The sequence below is a fragment of the Corallococcus sp. CA041A genome (genome assembly GCF_003612075.1).
Lineage (GTDB): Bacteria > Myxococcota > Myxococcia > Myxococcales > Myxococcaceae > Corallococcus > Corallococcus exiguus.
Window position 1 is genome coordinate 1 of record NZ_RAWF01000015.1, and the last position, 17,286, is coordinate 17,286.

General features: G+C 66.1%; 16 protein-coding genes and 1 pseudogene. 8 read left to right on the plus strand and 9 right to left on the minus strand.

All coding sequences use genetic code 11. The features are described from left to right. The 5 genes and pseudogenes from D7V77_RS44590 to D7V77_RS04835 form a co-directional block, all read right to left on the minus strand. Positions 1–125: pseudogene (locus D7V77_RS44590) on the minus strand (IS3 family transposase); the annotation flags it as partial. Between the two features lie 17 nt (positions 126–142). Further along, entirely contained in the window at positions 143–1,291 is a 1,149-nt protein-coding gene (locus D7V77_RS04820; protein WP_120575092.1) for an IS30 family transposase, read from the minus strand. A 4-nt stretch (positions 1,292–1,295) separates the two neighbouring features. Then, positions 1,296–1,568 carry a transposase gene (locus D7V77_RS04825; RefSeq protein ID WP_233596697.1) on the minus strand — a complete coding sequence of 91 codons (273 nt, stop codon included), beginning with the start codon at positions 1,566–1,568 and terminating at the stop codon, positions 1,296–1,298. Continuing rightward, the gene (locus tag D7V77_RS04830) at positions 1,565–4,198 is read right to left on the minus strand and encodes a DUF5906 domain-containing protein (RefSeq protein WP_120575094.1); all 2,634 of its coding nucleotides are present in this window, start codon (positions 4,196–4,198) and stop codon (positions 1,565–1,567) included. Before D7V77_RS04830 ends, D7V77_RS04825 begins: the two co-directional genes overlap by 4 nt. 70 nt (positions 4,199–4,268) lie before the next feature. Beyond that, positions 4,269–4,469 (minus strand): hypothetical protein, encoded by a 201-nt coding sequence (locus tag D7V77_RS04835; protein ID WP_120575095.1) that lies wholly within the window; start codon positions 4,467–4,469, stop codon positions 4,269–4,271. Positions 4,470–4,701: 232 nt separating this feature from the next. Between D7V77_RS04835 and D7V77_RS43180 the strand changes: the two genes are divergently transcribed. The 4 genes from D7V77_RS43180 to D7V77_RS04850 all read left to right on the plus strand — a co-directional run bounded on the left by D7V77_RS43180 (position 4,702) and on the right by D7V77_RS04850 (position 8,519). Next, positions 4,702–5,163 (plus strand): transposase, encoded by a 462-nt coding sequence (locus tag D7V77_RS43180; protein ID WP_147451980.1) that lies wholly within the window; start codon positions 4,702–4,704, stop codon positions 5,161–5,163. A gap of 553 nt (positions 5,164–5,716) precedes the next feature. After that, positions 5,717–6,202 (plus strand): hypothetical protein, encoded by a 486-nt coding sequence (locus D7V77_RS04840; RefSeq protein WP_120575096.1) that lies wholly within the window; start codon positions 5,717–5,719, stop codon positions 6,200–6,202. A 78-nt stretch (positions 6,203–6,280) separates the two neighbouring features. Beyond that, on the plus strand, positions 6,281–6,529 hold the full coding sequence (locus D7V77_RS04845; RefSeq protein ID WP_120575097.1) for a hypothetical protein: 249 nt from the start codon (positions 6,281–6,283) through the stop codon (positions 6,527–6,529). 73 nt (positions 6,530–6,602) lie between these two features. Beyond that, positions 6,603–8,519, plus strand: a complete 1,917-nt coding sequence (locus tag D7V77_RS04850) for an AAA family ATPase (protein ID WP_199733735.1) — start codon at positions 6,603–6,605, stop codon at positions 8,517–8,519. A gap of 10 nt (positions 8,520–8,529) precedes the next feature. On the opposite strand, the gene D7V77_RS04855 is transcribed toward D7V77_RS04850, so the two are convergent. Together D7V77_RS04855 and D7V77_RS43185 are read right to left on the minus strand one after the other, a co-directional pair. Next, a complete protein-coding gene (locus D7V77_RS04855; protein ID WP_199733736.1) occupies positions 8,530–8,727 on the minus strand; it encodes a recombinase family protein in 198 nt (65 codons plus the stop codon). A 12-nt stretch (positions 8,728–8,739) separates the two neighbouring features. Next, complete coding sequence (locus D7V77_RS43185) at positions 8,740–9,006, minus strand: hypothetical protein (protein WP_147451981.1); 267 nt, start codon at positions 9,004–9,006, stop codon at positions 8,740–8,742. Positions 9,007–9,840: 834 nt separating this feature from the next. On the opposite strand from D7V77_RS43185, the gene D7V77_RS43585 reads away from it, so the two are divergent. The 4 genes from D7V77_RS43585 (at position 9,841) to D7V77_RS43190 (ending at position 12,701) form a co-directional block, all read left to right on the plus strand. Continuing rightward, on the plus strand, positions 9,841–9,987 hold the full coding sequence (locus D7V77_RS43585; protein WP_158624325.1) for a hypothetical protein: 147 nt from the start codon (positions 9,841–9,843) through the stop codon (positions 9,985–9,987). Between the two features lie 229 nt (positions 9,988–10,216). Beyond that, a complete protein-coding gene (locus D7V77_RS45505) occupies positions 10,217–10,528 on the plus strand; it encodes a helix-turn-helix transcriptional regulator (protein ID WP_120575101.1) in 312 nt (103 codons plus the stop codon). A gap of 81 nt (positions 10,529–10,609) precedes the next feature. Beyond that, on the plus strand, positions 10,610–10,915 hold the full coding sequence (locus D7V77_RS45510; RefSeq protein ID WP_120575102.1) for a helix-turn-helix domain-containing protein: 306 nt from the start codon (positions 10,610–10,612) through the stop codon (positions 10,913–10,915). A gap of 337 nt (positions 10,916–11,252) precedes the next feature. Continuing rightward, entirely contained in the window at positions 11,253–12,701 is a 1,449-nt protein-coding gene (locus D7V77_RS43190; RefSeq protein ID WP_147451982.1) for a HEPN domain-containing protein, read from the plus strand. Here D7V77_RS43190 and D7V77_RS04885 read toward each other — a convergent pair whose 3' ends face one another. Next, a complete protein-coding gene (locus D7V77_RS04885; RefSeq protein WP_158624329.1) occupies positions 12,702–14,000 on the minus strand; it encodes a sigma 54-interacting transcriptional regulator in 1,299 nt (432 codons plus the stop codon). Positions 14,001–14,407: 407 nt separating this feature from the next. Further along, positions 14,408–17,053 carry a hypothetical protein gene (locus D7V77_RS04890; protein ID WP_120575105.1) on the minus strand — a complete coding sequence of 882 codons (2,646 nt, stop codon included), beginning with the start codon at positions 17,051–17,053 and terminating at the stop codon, positions 14,408–14,410. Positions 17,054–17,286: the final 233 nt, after the last annotated feature.

Sequence of the window (17,286 nt, forward strand, 5' to 3'; positions counted from 1 at the left end):
TTCGCCCAGGCGTAGTAGCCACTGCGAGAAACCTCCAGATGACGGCAGAGGGAGGCTACCGGGAAGAGGGCCTTCTTCGCGTCGATGAAGGCGAACTTCATTTCATCTCCTTCGCGAAGAAGGCCGCGGCACACTCAACCGGTCAGAGCAACACGCTCTCTAGCTTCTCGGCGGGAGAAAGGAAACCGAGCGTCTTACGTGGGCGAAGGTTGAGGCGGGCGGCAACCGCGTTGAGCTGGGCCTGCGAGTAGGCAGACAGGTCAGTCCCATCGGGGAAGTACTGGCGCAGGAGGCGGTTGGTGTTCTCGTTCGTCCCGCGCTGCCAGGGGCTCCGCGGGTCGCAGAAGTAGACTTGGACGTTGGTTTCAATGCTGAAGCGCCGGTGCTGCGCCATTTCCATGCCGCGGTCCCAGGTGAGCGTGCGGCGCAGGGCGGTGGGAAGCGTCTTGACCTGACGGGAGAGGCCCGAGGTAACGCTCTCCGCGTCCTTGCCCTCGACCTTCACCAGCATCGTGAAGCGTGAGTGGCGCTCGACGAGGGTGGCGATATGGCTGTTGCTCGCGCCGCTGAGGAGGTCACCCTCCCAGTGCCCGGGAATGGCGCGGTCCTCGGCCTCTGCCGGGCGTTCACGAATGGAAACGGCACCGATAATCTGCCCTCGGCGTTGGCCATCGGTGGTGGATGCCCGTGCCCGGCGCATCGGACGCCTGGAGCGCAGATGCTGCAGCAACTCGCGCTTGAGCACACCGCGCGCCTGAATGAAGAGACTCTTGTAGAGGGTCTCGTGCGAGACGTGCATCGCGCTGTCCTTGTACTCGCGCCTGAGCCAACCGGCGATCTGCTCGGGTGACCAGTCGAGTTGAAGCTTCTGCGCCACCGTACTCTGGAGGTACGGGTGCAGTGCGAGCTTGCACCGCTTGGGACGGCGAGCCTTCTGCCAGGCACGTGCCTCCGCGTTTGCCGCGCGGTAACGCTCCCTGCCGCCGTTGCGGGCTACCTCTCGGGTGAGAGTGGAGGGCGCCTTGCCGAGGCGCTCGGCGATGGCGCGCAACGAGTGCCCGGCGGAGAGGCCGCGGGAAATTTCCTCACGGTCAGCCTCAGTGAGTGCGTCCGGACGACGCTTCCGTGCAGCGGGAGCAATGCCGCCTCGAGCCGCGAGGTAGCCGAAGACGGATGCAGGGGCCTTGCCGAGCGCGCGACCGATATCGCTCAGGGACTGCCCCTCCTTCCACCGCGTCCACAGGTCCACGCGCTCACGCGGCGTGAGCCCTCGCCTCTTCACCACGTGCATGCCGTCAGCCTCTCAACCGGGATGAATTCACTGTTTTGCACTCACCGGTTGAGTGTGCCGCCGCATTTTTTAGGATTTCTCGCTCCAGCCGCAGCTCCCGGTTCTCCTTGCGCAGCCGGGAGAGCTCCTCGCGCTCCCCTGTCGCCAGCGCTCCGGGCCTGCCCTCACCCCTGTCCGTCTTCGTCTGCTCGACCCACAGCCGCAGCGCCGACTCCGTCAGGTCCAAGTCTCGGGCCGCCTGGGGGATGGACTTGCCCTCCTCCAGCACCAGCTTCACCGCCCCGGCCTTGTACTCCGCCGTGAACTCCCGGCGCGGCCTGCGGGGCTTCCTCTGCTTTTCGTCAGTCGCGGACATCCCGTGCTCCTTCCATCACATCTCGGGTGTCCACGGAACCGGGCCAGGCTCATAACGTCCGTTCCCTTGAGAACCGCCTCGGGCTGGAAGACCAGGTGGCGGCTGGCGAACGCCTCCAGTTCTGCCTCGCCGGCTGCCACCATTTGATCGCGGACCCGGGTCAACCCCTGCGTCAGGGGCACGTCTCCGCCCTTCGGGCACAACCGCTTGTACGCCTCCAGGCAGGCCCACATGAACTGAGGCAGCTCGGCCATGACTCCGGCCTCGAAGCCAGAATCGGTGATGGACCCATTGGTCTCACGGTCACCGAACAGCAGAGGGAAGACCCGCGAGAGGTCAGCGCGCTGGCTCGTGATCTCCATCGTGTGATTCGTGTTGATCCACCACCGGGTCGTGTTCGGGGCGTTGTACTGCTCCCCGCCCTTCTCATCGACCGGAAGAGCGTCACCACCGGTGAGCCCACGCAGCCGCTCGTCTTCGAGGAGTCGGGACCTCTTCGACTCCAGGATGGCGCAGAAGTACTTGCCGACGAGCGGCACGGCCCAGTGCTTGTTGGTGCTATTGAACGTCCCATCGCCGACCGCGTAGGCCACGCTGTAACCGCCGGTCATGCCGCCGAAGGCGGAGGCCACGAGCTTCGCCAGCGTGCCCTTGCCGTTGCCGCCCTCGCCACAGCAGACGGCGACCTGCCGGCTGGCCTGGAGCTGGAAGATGCCGCCGATGAACGCCAGGGTGGCGTCTCGGCTCTCCTGGGTCAGCGGAACTTCGTTGCCCTCGGCGTCGATCTCCCGGAGCCGCGCGAGGATGCGCTCAGTGCGCGGGAAAGGCCCCTGAACGGCATCCGGCATGACCCATCTGGTGAGCCCCTCCTCGTCCGAGCGGCTAATCGGACTGACTTCCTGGGTGTCGTTCCTGAGCTTGAACCGCTTCACGGTGGTGCTGAAGCTGACGCCTTCGGGTTCATCACCCAGCTCTTCGGTCCACCACCGGAAGCAGGTGCGCTCCATGGCTTGGTCGGGGTTGTCGCTGGGCACGGGTTTGACCAGCCGCACGCCCTCGCGAGCCATCACCTTAGACGCTTCGGGGCCGAGACTGACGAGCACGTACCTGGTGTCGAGATGCGCCTGGAGCCGATTCCGCTGGTTCCGCGCGAGAGCATCCTGGTCGTAGGGGACCAACAGATCCCGGGCACGCTCGGCGTCCACGCACTTCGACACCCAGGCGCGGAGCGCGGCCGCCGGCTCCTCGGCGCCCTTCCTGCGGGTCCTCAGCTCGCGGAAGTACTCCCAGGCGACTGACACCACGTCCGGCCCCCGAGGACTGCGCAGCCACTGGCCACAGCAGTCCAGGGAGTTCAGCGTCACGACCAGCGGGCGGAGCAAGCCCCACGGGTCCTTCCTCTTGTTGGCGAGCAGGAACGAATCCAGCGCCCCCTTGGTCTTGTCGCCTTGCGGGAAGAGGATGAACTCCGGCTCAATGCCGACGCACAACTTCGCCGAGACCATCGACCCAGCCAGCGACCGCCGGACGGATTCCTTGGTGATGATGTCCGTGTCGAATGCCCACAGCACCCGCGCGCCGTTGAACATGTCCAAGACCTGGCTGTGCAGCTCGTAGCGCCCATGGCCGCCAGCAAGCAGGTCCAATACGCGACCCGCCTTCCCACTGCCGCCCTGCGTGACCGAGGCGAGGACCACTACGGGCATTCCCACAGCCCAGGCCACGGCGCCCTTCTTGAAGCCCTCCGTAACGAGGACCGGGCGCCCCTGGACATCTCCTCGGAGGTCGATGAAGGCGCAGGCCCCGACCGCATTCCGGTGCCAGACGTACCTGCTCTTCGGTGGGTTCGGGTTCTCGGTCCAGCGGTAGTGCCGACCGGCGCCGCTGTCGTCAGCCAGACCAGGCTGCTTCTCGTACCGCCCCCAGGTGCCGCAGAGGAGCTTGAGGTGGGGGACACGCTTGATGACGGTCTCCCCGCGCTTCTCGTGGTCGCACTTGTCCTCGCCGCAGTCCTCCTCGCAGAAGCCCTCGGGCAGCAGCGTCTTCCACCAGCAGACCATGGCGATGGCGTCCTCGCTGACCTGCCAGCCCAGCTTACGGATGCGGTCCGCACCGATGACCTCCACGAGGGGCTGCCCCTCGGCATCGCGGAGCGCGAGGATCCGCCGGGCCATGTCGAGGTCTTCCGGGCAGATGCCAGCATCCGGCGCCGCCAAGCTGGGGCAGCGGTCTGGGCCGTCCGACCAGTAGTCATGGCCGACCTCGCGGAGTTCGTGGTCCAGCACGACCGCAGGAGCGAGGACGAACTCGTGCTCGCTGCTGGAGGTCCAGCGCCCCTTCTTGCGCTGCCACCAGCGGAGCCGCATGGAGCCCTCATCTGCGTGGCGAGGCAGGACCAGCAGCGGACAATTCCCAGGCTCGCAGCGGCCGTTATCGGACTGCGAACCCTGCTCGCGGTGGGCGTCGCTGCTGGCATCTCCCTCCTGCGCCGGGGCATCCCACCCGATGCTGGTGGCCGGGTTGTCGTAGGTGTCGAAGTCTTCCTTGGCCATGTCGATGTTCCTGTGCTTCTAGGTACGTTCAGGCACGGAGCTGGGCGGCACGAGCCGCCGCGCTCCATGACTACGGATTGCCCTCGCTCGGGGTGATGAGCTGCCAGAGGGCTTGCTCGACCAGCTCGCGCTTGGTCACGTGCCGCCGCTGCTGCTTCTGCTTCTCGTGGCGGTAGTCCTCGAATGCCTCGGCCAGTTCAATGCTGAGCCGAACGAGCGTGGGTCGGACTCTCGGGGTGGGGTTGCTCTTCGGGGGCTGCGTGTCGTCCATGGGGTTCTCCTTGTGATTGCTCGGAACTTCGGAGCCTCACTGTGGCAATAACGAATCGCTCCGAGCCCCTCGCGGAGGGAGGTCGCCTTTGCCGATCAGCTCGGCCTGGACGTGATCAGGGGACAGCGTGGTCCGGTCAGGACGGTCGGCCCGGTGCGGTGAGCCGTCGCTCGTGCGGCCTGCCGCCAAGCCCCGCCGAACGGCTGCATCGGCAGAGGCAATCTTTTCGGTGATGCCGAAGCTCACCGATCAGTTCCGCGCCGAAGTGGTGGCCGAGTACCTGCGCGGGACCACCACGCAGGCCGAGGTATGCGCGACCTTCCTGGCACGTACCGGTCGTCACCTGTCACCGAGGACCTTGAGGGCGTGGATCGCTCGTCTTGGCGCATCCAGTGTTGTCGATTTACGAGCCCGGGCCCTGCTTGCCGATGCCCTTGGGCAAGTTCGGGCCTTGGAGGCTCGTCTCCAGATGGCGCTGGCCCAGCTTGATGGCGAGGCTGCCGCTCCTATGCAGGTCCGGCACGTAGAAGCCAGCAACGAGCCCCTGCCGCAGACAGCCTCATCGGCAGGTCCGGTATCCGCCAGCGCCGACCCAGCCGGGCTTCGATGGGCGGCTGCCGCTGCGCTGCCGCTCGGCATCGAGGAGCACGTCACCAAGAACGAGCCGGCCTCCGCGAAGTTCTCTTGGGACTGACCACGAGGACCACCACTCACCACAACGGCTAAAGTGTCGCAGCCAGCCTGCGAGGGCGGGAACACCCGCAGCGCGGTGCGCATTGTGCGTGGCAGCCGGATTTGATCTCTGAGCCCACCACCAAGATGCGCGCCAGGGACACGGCCCGTATGAGCGCGCAGCCAACATTCCCTGGGGACAGGGCAACTGGTGGCCCCTGCCGTGCGGTGTGAGGCACAGGTGTCCCAGCGCGAAATCCGTCGTGACCAGACGCTCCGTATTGGAGCCCGTCGGCAGCGGCTACACCTCCGAGTGGTCCACGGTGGCGACATCCAGAACAATGACTGCATCTGCGAGGTCAGCCCCTGGCGCTTCGCCGGGCGTTCTGCCTGGGGTGCAACTGCCGCTCTCGCAGGCACGGGCAGCCGAAACTCGGGTGCGGTCCTTGTTGCCGGCACGTGTTCCGGCCCCGGCTCCTGGGACGGTCCGCCTGGCGACAGGAGCGGCACCGCTGGCTTCGGTTCCGCGTACCAGGGGATGACCTCGCGGCCTCTCACGTGGGGGAGGGCTCCCGATGAGCGCCGCCACGGTGGGTTTTCGCAGCTTCCTCGCGGCCGTCGCCGAGCGGCGCTCCCACGGCCCGGACATCCCCCGGGTGCTGTACACGCTCGCCCGGCAGGTGCTCGGGTCGGCTGATCTCGATATCGTCCAGGCCTTGGTGGCCGACATGCTCCTGGACCTGCTCGAACGCCGTGGCCAGGCCGGTAGCGCCGACCAACTCCTCCTGCTCGAAGACCGGGCCGTAGTTCGGGCTATCCGGCGGCGCATAGTCCAGGTGCGCGCGCGGCAGTTCGGATCGAAGTCAAAGGCCGTGAAGAGCCTGCGGGCCCACGTCCGGGCCTCGCTCCAGGGCGAGCTGCCCCCTGCGGAGGGGCTGCCGGTGGCCCTCACGGTCGGGGACCGCCTGTGCTCCAAGCTGGTCCGCCAGGCCGTGGCCCAGGTCCTCGCCAAGGCCGATGCTCCCGCCCGTGAGCCCAGGGCCGTAGCCGGTCGCTTGTGATCGATCTACTTCGAGGGCCGCCACGAGGACATCAGGGACCATGCGCACGGGCAGGAGGACGGCGGCCACGGGGACCTGGTGCTGGCACGCGCCGACGCCGGCCACCACGCCAACCAACTCCGGCAGAGCCTTGGGTCCGAGCTGACCTGGGTCGTAGGCCAGCGAGTCAAGGGAATGACGCTCGCACAGATCGGCGCTGGCAGGGCCGGGACCAGTACCATCCACGAGCAGCAGGCGAAGGCCGTCGAGCGGATCCGCGAGCACGTTCGGGAGCACGGCCTGCTGCGGGAGGACCTCGAACCAGCCTTGGTGCTAGTGGCCGCGTAGGCGTCCATCAGCCGAAAACCACCCGGCCAGCACAAGGAGTGCGGGGGATTACGTGATATGGATAACTCTCAGCGTGAAGAGGATTATCCATCCGCCGCTTGATGCGCGTAACCGGCTTCGCCAGCCGCTGACTGCGGGCGAGCAGGCCGTGCTCTCGATCTTCGACCAGTGCCTGTCGCCGGGGTGGGAGATTTACATCCAACCCCATCTCAACGGGTTGCGCCCGGACTTCGTGCTGCTCAACCCGCAGGTTGGCATTGCTGTTTTCGAGGTCAAGGACTGGAACCTCGACGCGATGCGCTATTTCTGGACGAAGGATCGCAACGGGGTCGAGACGCTGTGGGCCGAGCGCGATGGCAAGGCGTTCTGTATCCAGGCGGACAACCCGATTCCAAAGGTCCGACTATACCGGAGGGAGATCTACGAGCTGTACTGCCCTCGGCTCGGCTACAACTCGCGCCCGGGCAGGTGCGACGGCTGGGGGGCGATCACCGCAGGCGTCATATTCCCGTTTGCCACAGGCTCGCGCGTCGAGCGACTGCTTGCGCCCTTCCTGCCCAAGCGCGACGAGGAAGACTACGCGCGCTACGCGCCTATCAGTGGGACGGAAGCGGTCGCCGCCGCCGACCTGCGGCGTATCTTCCCCGAATCACAGCGCGCGCACTCTCGGTTGATGACCAACGCCTTGGCCGATGACTTGCGCGGCTGGCTTGTAGAGCCGAACTTCTCGTCGACGCAGCGCGAGCCGTTGATGCTTGATCGCCGTCAGCGCTCGCTGGCGGAAACGCGCACCGAGACTGGCTACCGACGCATCAAAGGGCCCGCCGGCTCGGGCAAGTCGCTGGTGCTCGCCGCCCGGGCCGCACGGCTGATGAACGAAGGCAAGCAGGTGCTCGTGGTCACCTTCAACATCACGTTGTGGCATTACCTGCGCGACCTGATGGTCCGCGGCATCGACTCGCCGCAGCGCATGAACAACGTTTGCCTCATGCACTTCCACTATTGGTGCAAACACGTGTGCTACGAGGCCGGGTGGGATGCCCGCTACCACCATCTCGTGCGGGGGGCGGTCGAATCGTCCCCGGGGCAGCGGCAGGTCCTGCTCGACGACGAGATCCCGGCGCTGGCCAGTGAAGCCGTCGAGCAGCCCGGGGCCACGAAGTACGACGCGATCCTCGTCGACGAGGGTCAGGACTTCCACCCGCACTGGTGGAGCGCGCTGCGCAAGGCGCTCGTGCCCGGCGGCGAAATGATGCTGGTGGCCGACGCAACGCAGGACGTCTACGGTACGGCCAAGGCCTGGACCGACGAGGTCATGCAGGGCGCAGGGTTCCGAGGCGGGTGGGCACAGCTCGATGTCAGCTATCGGCTGCCGCCCGCGGCGCTGAAGATGGCACGCGAATTCGCGCAGCGATTCCTGCCGGCAGAGACCGCGCAGCTGCCCGAGCCCGAGCAGGGCGACCTCAATCTGTACCCTTGCACCCTGCGATGGGTGCAGTGCGACAAGGCCGATGCCACCAGCGTCTGCGCCGACGAACTCCTCGCGCTGATGAGGCTGACGGGCCGCAACGGCCTGGCCAATGCCGACATCACGCTGCTGAGCGAGGCCACGAGCGTCGGGGCTAAAGTGTCTCAGTTGCTGGAAGACCGATTCAGGATTCGCACGCTCAACACCTTCTCCGCCGACAACATCGAGCAGCGGCGCCAGAAGATGGGTTTCTTCATGGGCGACGCCCGCGTAAAGGCCACGACGCTGCACAGCTTCAAGGGCTGGGAGACGCGGCTGCTCGTCATCTACGTCGACGCCGCCGCCGACCCGAAGGCCCTCGCCTTGGTCTACGCCGGGCTGACGCGCCTCAAGCGCCACACGGAAGGCAGCTGGCTCACGGTCGTGTGTTCGGCGCGCGAGCTTGAGGCGTTCGGCCAGACTTGGCCGTCCTACGCTCGCCCCGCGGTGAGGAGAGTCAACCCTGGTTTTGGGGGCGGGTGACGGGAAACCGCTAGCACCCGGTGGGGCCCAGGGAACCAGGGGCGGTTGCCCGGACCACGGTCCGGACCGGCGAGGCCAGTGGCCTCCCCAGGCGCTTGCCTTGGGCACGGGCCCGATCCAGGCCGGCCTTGGTGCGCTCGATGAGGCGGTGCCGCTCCTGCTTGGCCACCCAGCCGAAGATCGCCACCAGGAGGGACCGCACGAGCACGGTGGTGTCCAGTCAGCCCTCCTGGAGGGAGATGACCTTCACCCCGAGCCGGTCCAGCTCAAGCCGAACTTCCGTAGGCTGGTCGAGCTTGTCCACGGTCAGCGGCACCAGGTAGACCATCCGCTTGCCACAACGAGAACCCGATCGCTCGTGCGCATCGCGCCGTTCCCCTCCGGAGGCGAGTGCGAGCGAGCAGGATAGGAAATGAACGTCGAGGACTTCTGATCGCCCTGGGAAACCACAATTGGCTCGTTCAAGGAAGCTCTCGATCTGATCCACGGGGTCTTCGATGACTGGTCGAGCGCGGGGCGTCAGTTCGCGTGCGCGGCCAACCCGACGCCTCGTAGCCGCTACATAGCTCGCTCTATCGACGGCTTTTTTGGACGCGGGGCGGCGGTGACCCGCCTGGGGAACGGCCGGTCAGTGGAGATCCTCCTGGTCATGGATGACCGCGAGCTGCTGGCAGCTCTCCGTACCCGCCTGCGGCAGACCTCCTCCGAGCAGAGCCCGGTCTGGGGCGTCCTGAAGGGCCTCAGGTCGCATGTGGCCCGCTGCCTCCAGGAAGGAGGACCTCTCCGGGGTTCGAGCCACGACCAGCAGCCCAACACCATCGAGCGGGTCCGTGAGCACGGCCTGAGCCTGGAGAGCCTCGAATCCGCCCTGGCAGCCGGCGGGCTGAAGACGAGCCCCGGCGCATCGACCAGCAGGGCAGGCTGGCTCTGGAGCGCGTGGAGACCACTCTGGGGAGGGCAGCTCCATGCGCTTACCCGGTCGCGCACCGCCAGAGCCCTCCAAGGGCGCTGACGGCGGGGAGGGAGAAGCCGCCGTACCGCAGGCGGTGCCCGCCTCGCCCCTGCCTCCCCTTTAGCGGGACTCGGAAGTGGACGGCCCAGGCTCCTTGTCCCCGGACGCGCTGGGGGACTCGGAGGTTGCTTCCTTCGGCTGCTGGCCCCGGTTCTTGCGCCCCTTCGGCTCCCTCGGGGCCTCCCCCTGCGGATGTGGATTCCACGTCACCACGGGCACGCGGAGGGAGTTCCAGGAGAACAGGACGATGTCCTCGGCAGACTCGCCGCTTGTAGCTGGATCCTCCACGGCGTTGTGAGGAGCCCAGAGGTGGGCCGGGTCCTCCTCGTTGCGGACCACGCGCCGAAGCTGCCCGATGCGCTCAACCACGAGGGCCAACATGGACATGATGCAGGCGGGGGCAGCCCGCTCCAGCTCTTCATCTGGAAGTCCATGCTGGGCCTGGAGGTCCGCTAGAATCTGGGCCCCCCGAGTCGCACTGGCCAGAGTGTTCAGCTCCAGATCCAGGCTCAGTGCCAGAGGCGAGGGAAGGCTCCCGTTCTCTTCGGTCATGTCGGCCGTCCTTTCGTGTGTCAAGGTCTGCTGGGAGTGTAGCTCATGAGCTACATCCTGCCATCCCGACCACGTGCGGCCAAGTAGTTCATGAGCTGTGTAGTTCATGAGCGACCCTCAGTAAGTCCGGCCTGTGCCTACAGCAGAGGATGCGCCCACCAAGCGCGGTCGTTCGGAAGTCTGGACGCGAGGCCCAACAGCCCGTGCCATCAAGCGAGAGTTGCACCGACTGGGGGAACGGCTCCGGGAGCTGCGGTTGGAGCGTGGGTTCACTCAGGAGCAGGCAGCCGAAGCCATCGGTGTCCACCCGAAGCACATCATCAAGATGGAGCAGGGGGCCGCAAACGTCACGGTGGCCACGTTGGTAGCCGTGTCCGTGGCTTTCAAGGTGCCACTCCGGGATTTGTTTCCTGATTCTGATGAGGAGGACACCAGCAACAAGTGACGTGACGGGGCTACCACCAGCGAAGGAGCATGTAGCTCATGAGCTGTGTAGCTCATGAGCGGCCGTGGATAAGTCCGTGATGTGCCCACAGGAAAGCCCCCCGTCAAGCGTGGTCGTTCGGAGGTCTGGACGCGAGGTCCGACAGCTCGTGCCATCAAGCGGGAGTTGCGGCGACTAGGGGAGCGGCTTCGGGAACTGAGGTTGGAGCAGGGCCTTACCCAGGAACAGGCCGCCGAAGCCATCGGTGTCCATCCGAAGCACATCATCAAGATGGAGCAGGGGGCCGCAAATGTCACGGTGGCCACATTGGTAGCTGCGTCCGCGGCTTTCAAGGTGCCACTCCGGGATCTGTTTCGGGAGGCCGAGAAAGAGGACGGCGAGAAGTGACGCACCAAGCGCCTTGGCGCAACGCGCCCAAAGTAGGTACAGGGGCTCTCGCCGCAGACGCTCCAGTTCTCGAACTCAGCACGCGAAAGCACGTTCGCGACGATCTCTGCGGCGGGAACTTCGGGTCCGTCTCGCCGACTACAGGCTACGCGCCAGCCTTGTCGTGGAGCTACGGGGTCGTGTGTCTGCCGACCTGCTACTCCTGATTTGTCCAGCAGCCCAATGCTAGTTCTCGTTTCGGCAAGCCGGAAGGACTTCGCATACCTCGCCGCACGCAGAACCCAATACACCGCTTGTCCAGCCCCCCGCGCCGACCTCAGGCGCACCGCTAGAGGTCTTGCGAGATTCGCGACCGCTTGTTAAGGCTGACGGTGAAAAATTAGTATTGCGCATTCCATGCAGCGTCCAGTTGCATTTGTGCGAGGCAATGATGGGGAAGCAGAAAGCACTGACTCCCGCCGAACTCCTCTGGCGCGCAGCGGCCGAGCGAACACTGGAACCACGCGGTTCCAAGAAGCCTTGGGTTTACGGCTGGTGCTCGCAAGTACATCGTTACTCAGCACAGGCCCTGATTCCATTCGACAGCGAGCAGGTTGTCCGCTTCACACAGCAAGGTGTGGAGGCAATCGAGTCAGCCGTCTTGAGCCTGCTCAGGCAGGCCTCTTTTCGGGCGATCTGGGACGAAGAGGAGATCTGGGGCATCGTTGCATCAATGGTTGCGACGCTCCCCATGGACGGGATGAAGCAGCATGTCCGGGACGAACTGGATAAGCGGCTCAAGCATCTGATATCCCCGGGTCCAAGTCTGGTTGTGTTTCCAGTCTCTCATGTGGGCTGGAAGGGGCCGCCCATTGTTACCGGAAATGCTGTAATGGGGCGGTTGGGTCGCGAGTGGATGACTGTGCTACAGGAGATATATGGGGATCCTGTCGCGCTTGCGGAGGCCGGCGTCTGGTGGTGCAAGGAGAGCGCCCTCTCTGCGATGGAGTCCTCTCAGGAGCAACCCGTCGTCATTGGGGTCGTAGTGTCTTCGGCCGGAAGGCATGCCCGCAGGGTTGCTGAGTCGGTATTCGAAGACATTGTTGAGCTGTCCATGTTGTTTGAGCCAGATCTGGAGGCTCAAGGGCTCTTTAGCCTGCGGGGAGATGCCTTTCGTCCAGGACTCAGAGGGCTCCAGGTGGACCGACATGCGCTTGGGCGCATTGGTAAAACCTGTGAGCCTGTGATGGAGGAACTCTCCGCATCCATCTACATGCAGTCGCAAGCGCACCGCGGAGTTCAGTATAGCGGGTACGGAGAGGAGCCGTGGCCGCTAGAGGTGTTTCTTCAGAATGATGAGCGACGGGCCAATGTCGTGGCAATCATGGCGGATCAGGGGCCTATCGCCAGGCGATTCAAGATCGCTGCGAAGTGGTATGCGAGGGCTCATTGGTCATTGAGCAAACAAGAGTCTGTATTGGCTCTGGGTATTGCATTGGAAGCCCTTCTCGGGGAGAGCGGGGGAGGGCCCGGGGCCATCCTTGGTGAAAGATACGCCTTGCTGCACTCTGACCCGCACGAACGCAAGCAGGCCTATGACCATTTCATGAAGAAGATCTACGAGGCGCGAAGTGCTGTGGCGCACGGCAGGGTATCAAACCTCTTGGACGATTTTCGTTTCGTCAGGGACGTTGCCCTGCGTACGGCCTGGGTTGCAGGCACTCTGTGGAGTTGGGTGAAGAAGGGCAATCTTCAGAGTGAAGAAGACCACCGCAAGCTATTCGCCGATCTCAAATGGGGAGTGTAGTCAGTCCTCTTTGATGGAAGAGGGCAGCGCTTGACGCGGGGTGGGATTGAGCGCCTCCTTCCAGTATTCAGCGTACCGATCCCATCGCTTCTTGAATGAATCCGTGGGATTTCCTTTCTCTCGCCCACCATGGAAGGGCAAGAGGTTGCGCTCTTGTATCCAGCGCCAGGCGTCCGCTTGGTTTCGAGTGGCTCGCCTGGCCTGGAGGAGCCAACGTGTCTCCCATCGCTCGAGTTCCGAGAGCGAGTCCAATCCGCCAGCACGCATGGCTTCTTCCAGATCCGTCCAGCTGCCTTTCTCCCGCTCCCCATTTCCGGGCATCGAGTTCCATCGCTCCTGAAGGAAGTGAATCTCCTTCGTCACGATGTCCATGCCAATTCCTACGCGTTTAGCCTTCCCTCGTCTGTGTGACCAAGCCAGGAGCGCTAGCCGCTCCGCGGACTGCTCCACGTCGCGGTAGTTCCAGGTCCATTGGCTCTCAGCGGAGAGGGCGAAGTCCTGGATGGCATCCAGGGCTTCACGGTGGAGGACGAAGCTCACCGGTCCACCGGCCTGGTGGGCGACGTGCTGCTCCATTTGCTCCAGGCGATCCAGGTAGGCGCCCAGGATCCGGTGCCGGACCTGGGTCAGCGAGGGCAGGGCCACCACATGGGTCGAGATCCTCCCGAGCAGGTCGACACGGAAGCGGCCCGCGGATGCTTCCTCCCAGAGGTTGCGATGGGTGCCGAGCACGAGCCGGACATCCGCGACGAATTCGTCCTCTCCACCCACGGGGCGGATACGGCGGACCCATCGTCCCTTCTCGTTCTGCGGTTCGATGGCGGTGAGCAGCTTGGCTTGCAGCGCCAGAGGCAGCTCTCCGACTTCGTCGAGGAAGACCGTCCCACGGTCCGCGGAGCGGAAGAGGCCGTCTCGGTCGGCGATGGCTCCAGTGAAGGAACCCTTTTGGTGGCCGAACAGCTCTGCCTCCAGCAGGTCCGCGGGAATGCCAGCGCAGTTGATGCGCTTGAGGGCTCCGGGCCGTGCCAGGTTCTTCGCCCAGCTCGCGTGCAGCCCCTTCGCGGCGCGCGACTTGCCCACCCCCGTCGGACCCGTCAGCAGGACGTCCCAGGCGAAAGGAGAGTTGCCGAGCAGCCGGAGTTGCTGCTCGGGGGGCTGTCGCTGGGCCACGCCTTCCATGGGGTGGATGCGGAGGAACTCGAAGTGGCCTTCCTTCCGCTGCCGGATCAACGAGGTCGTCGCGCCTTCCTGTTCGAGTCCTTCGAGGAGTTGCGTCCACTGCGCGGGCGTCCCGGTCACGGTCGAAACGAAGAACTCCGTGGTCGCGAGCCGGGAGCCAAACTGCCGCAGGAACGACTCAAGGAACTGGCGGATGGGCTTCTGGGCCTCGCTTCTGCGCGAGGGGTCCTTCCAGGTGCTCCCCACGCCCAGGGCGAGGGGCTTGCTCCGGGAGCGAGGTCTTTCTCGCTGGATGTCTTCAACCAGCGCATGGGCAACCTGCTCCACGGCGGCATCGTCCGTCTTGTAGAGCACCACCACGTCATCGAAGGGGCCATGGCCCGTGATGTTCCGGGTGGAAAGCTCGAGGCCCGGGCGGTGCCGCCTCCCTCGGGAATTGCGCTGAGAGCCGGCGAACTGGAGCAGGACCCGGCGGTGGATGGGCGACGATGCGGTGGGCATGCATCCTCCTGCGCTTGAGGGTGGGGTCAACGGAAGTTGAAGGGGAGACTGTGCTCGAGAAGCGCCAGGGGACCGCGCGTCCAGCGGCCTTCCAGGGCCTCGGTGATGGGGCCCCATGGCGCGCACGGCAGTGCGCCGCGCAGCCGCGTCGGGTCGGGAATGGGCCAGTTCGCCGGCAGGCCCAACTGGATGCCCACCAGCCCCATGACGAGCCCGATGAAGGCCAGGGCCGGTCCCTGGTCCCCGGCCAGCGCGAGCTCCACCCCCGTGAGGAGGTGTGATGCGGCCTCTTCCCGCGCACCTGCTTCGTGGAGCAGCAGCGCCCGGTAGAGTTCGATGAGGGGCCAGGGGTGTCCTTCCCGCACCCTCCAAGCCTCTCGCTCCGCCAGGTAGACCCGACGCTCGTCCTGGCTGCCATGCAGGACGAGGAAGCGCAGCATGAGGTGGTGGGCGAACTTCTCCTGGGCTCCGCTACCGCGTGCCATCCGCTGGATGGAATCGGGAGTGAGCGGGACGACCGAGGCGACGCGCTCGCGGGTCCGCTCGGGCGGCGCACCCGGCGTATCCATGGTCACGATGGCGAGATAGGTGGCCGTCTGGGACTGCTCGGCCCGCGCGACATCGTCATCCGACAGGCGCGCGAAGGCCTCCAGCGCGGAGCCCAGCAGCTCTTCCGCCTTGGCGTGGAGGCCCGCGAAGGCGGCGTGCTGGCCGAGAGAGCTCTGGATGCGTCCCCAGTGCCTGAGCCCCGGGATCGCTGGTGCCGTGTCCTTCCACCGGGAAAGTGCGTGCGTGGCCCCCGGGAAGTCGAACCGGTTCGTCGCGAGCACGGCCCGGTCCAGATCGGCCTGGCACACCAGCGTGGGGGCCTCGTCATGGAGCCGGCTCCCCAACGCATCGAGCTCCCGGTCGAGCTGGCTGTCCACCTCGCCGGAGTGGTTGGCCTTCTCCAACCGGGCCGTAAGCCACGCCAGGCGCAACAGCGGCTTGAGCGCGCGGTCCTGGGGCATGCACGAGGAGAGGAACTCCACTTCGCGACCGAGCTCGCGCAGTTGGACAGCCTTGCTCTCCATGTGGGCGCGCACCGCGTCGAGGAGCTCCTGCCAATACCCGGGATCGCGGAGGCAGGCTTCCCGGACGCGAGCGAGGAGGAGGTGGGGGATGGCGCCGGGCACCTCCGCGTCCGGCTGCCGCACGAGGCCACGCCACTGCTCGCCCGGAAGCGGGTGGCCACCCCCGAAGGCCTCCCAACTCCTCCGCAGCTCGTGGGCATTCCCGGCGTGCAGACATCCCTCACGCAGCCGGCTCTGTTTCAGCCGCGCCTGACTCGCGCCGGCCGTGCTGGTCCAGGTGAACGCGAGGGCATCCACATATCCGTTGAGTTCCGAGTCGCCCTTCCTGACGAGCCGCAGGTTCAGCCCGAGCTGCCGGTACCGCTCTGGCTCCCGCTCGGCGAGATGCCGGAGCATCTCGGCCGTCGCGGCCTGCCAGCTCGTGCCCGCCACGAACTCGCCCCGCTGTTCGATGAGGACCGTCAGGTGGGTGGCTCCGTCCATGGGCAGCAGCCGGCACACCCAATGGATGAGCTCCAACACGCCGGTCACCCAGCGGTTCGCGCGTGAAGGGGGAAGGGCGTCCAACTCGATGCCGAGCACTCCCACAGGGGCATCGAGAACAGTCTGGACGACTGCGTCGATGGCCCTGGGGTCATGCTGCTCCATGGCGTGCCAGCCGGGCTTCAGCGGCACGAGGGGGGCCGGCTCCGGGACGAGTAGGCCGACGAAGCGCCCTCGGGGGCCTGGCGCCGGTGCCGCCGGGTCATCGGGAATGGCGCCTCCTTCGTCGATGAGGAGCGTCCAGCGGGAGCTGGGCTTCAGCCTCTGGATCTGGTGCTCGGCGCCTCCTGGACGGACGGTCGAGGTAGGGGGGCCTGGCATGGCCTGCCGGCGCGCGCGGGCGGCGGACGCTTGCGCGAGGGTACGGTTTGCCCGTTCGCGAAACCCCTTCCACCAGGACACCCTGCGCACGGCTTCCTCGAGCGCCATCCGCGTCTGTGGGGCCTCGGCGCCGTGCTTCCTGGCGAGCACCTCCAGCTTCTCCAACTCCTCGTGGGTCCGCACGCCCTGCTGGAGGACGCGCTCGGCGCGGGCGCCGCCATCGGCACGGGCCTCCGGGAAGCCAAGGACGACGTCGCGTGCTTCTCGGGTCTGTCGTGCGTCCCGGCCATACCAGCAGGCGGCGAGCTCCAGATCGTGGAGCGACTTCGCGTAGGTGAGGGGCACGGGCCGGGTCGGGGCCCGTAGGGATGGCGGTGAGGAGCCGACACGGGAGTCCGTCTGCGTGCTCCCATCGGGCGGGGAGCTCCGCTCATCGGTGCACGTCACCTCGGTGGCGAGCGAGAGCTCATCCCAGCCTCCTGGCACGAGGGTCGCCAGGGCCATCGCGAGTTGGAGCGCCTCGTCCGGCAACGTGAGCCGCAACTTCTCCCCTGCAGCTCGCCGGGCCGCGAGCCTGGGGGCCAGCTCCTCGCGGAGCAGCGAGAGCTTCGACTCAAGTGAGCACCCCAGTCTCCCCATGAGCACGGGGGGCGCTCCCTGCTCCTCGAGTGAGTATTCCTTCCCGTTCTCCGTGGTCGTCAGGCGAAGGACCCATCCGGGCGTCGAATCCATCATGCGGCTCCTCCTTGTCACTGTGGACTCTAGCAACAACGCTGCCAATCCCTCTCACACAGGGAGGACGGCGGCATGAGTTTCGCCATCTGGCGAGTCCGGCTCGCCAGATAGCGAGTCAAGAATCCCTCCGCTGGGTCATGAACACCCTGGGCCGCGATTCGCCGGCAGAGGGATGCCCCGGGCCCGCTGAGGTTGAACCGGCCTGGCATTAGCGGTGCATGGGGGGACGATGC

Excerpts from the sequence above, each read along its gene's own strand:
- D7V77_RS43180 (WP_147451980.1), top strand. The coding sequence starts at position 4,702 with ATGCCGAAGCTCACCGATCAGTTCCGCGCCGAAGTGGTGGCCGAGTAC.
- D7V77_RS04835 (WP_120575095.1), bottom strand. The coding sequence starts at position 4,469 with ATGGACGACACGCAGCCCCCGAAGAGCAACCCCACCCCGAGAGTCCGA.
- D7V77_RS04890 (WP_120575105.1), bottom strand. The coding sequence starts at position 17,053 with ATGATGGATTCGACGCCCGGATGGGTCCTTCGCCTGACGACCACGGAG.
- D7V77_RS04830 (WP_120575094.1), bottom strand. The coding sequence starts at position 4,198 with ATGGCCAAGGAAGACTTCGACACCTACGACAACCCGGCCACCAGCATC.
- D7V77_RS04840 (WP_120575096.1), top strand. The coding sequence starts at position 5,717 with ATGAGCGCCGCCACGGTGGGTTTTCGCAGCTTCCTCGCGGCCGTCGCC.
- D7V77_RS04820 (WP_120575092.1), bottom strand. The coding sequence starts at position 1,291 with ATGCACGTGGTGAAGAGGCGAGGGCTCACGCCGCGTGAGCGCGTGGAC.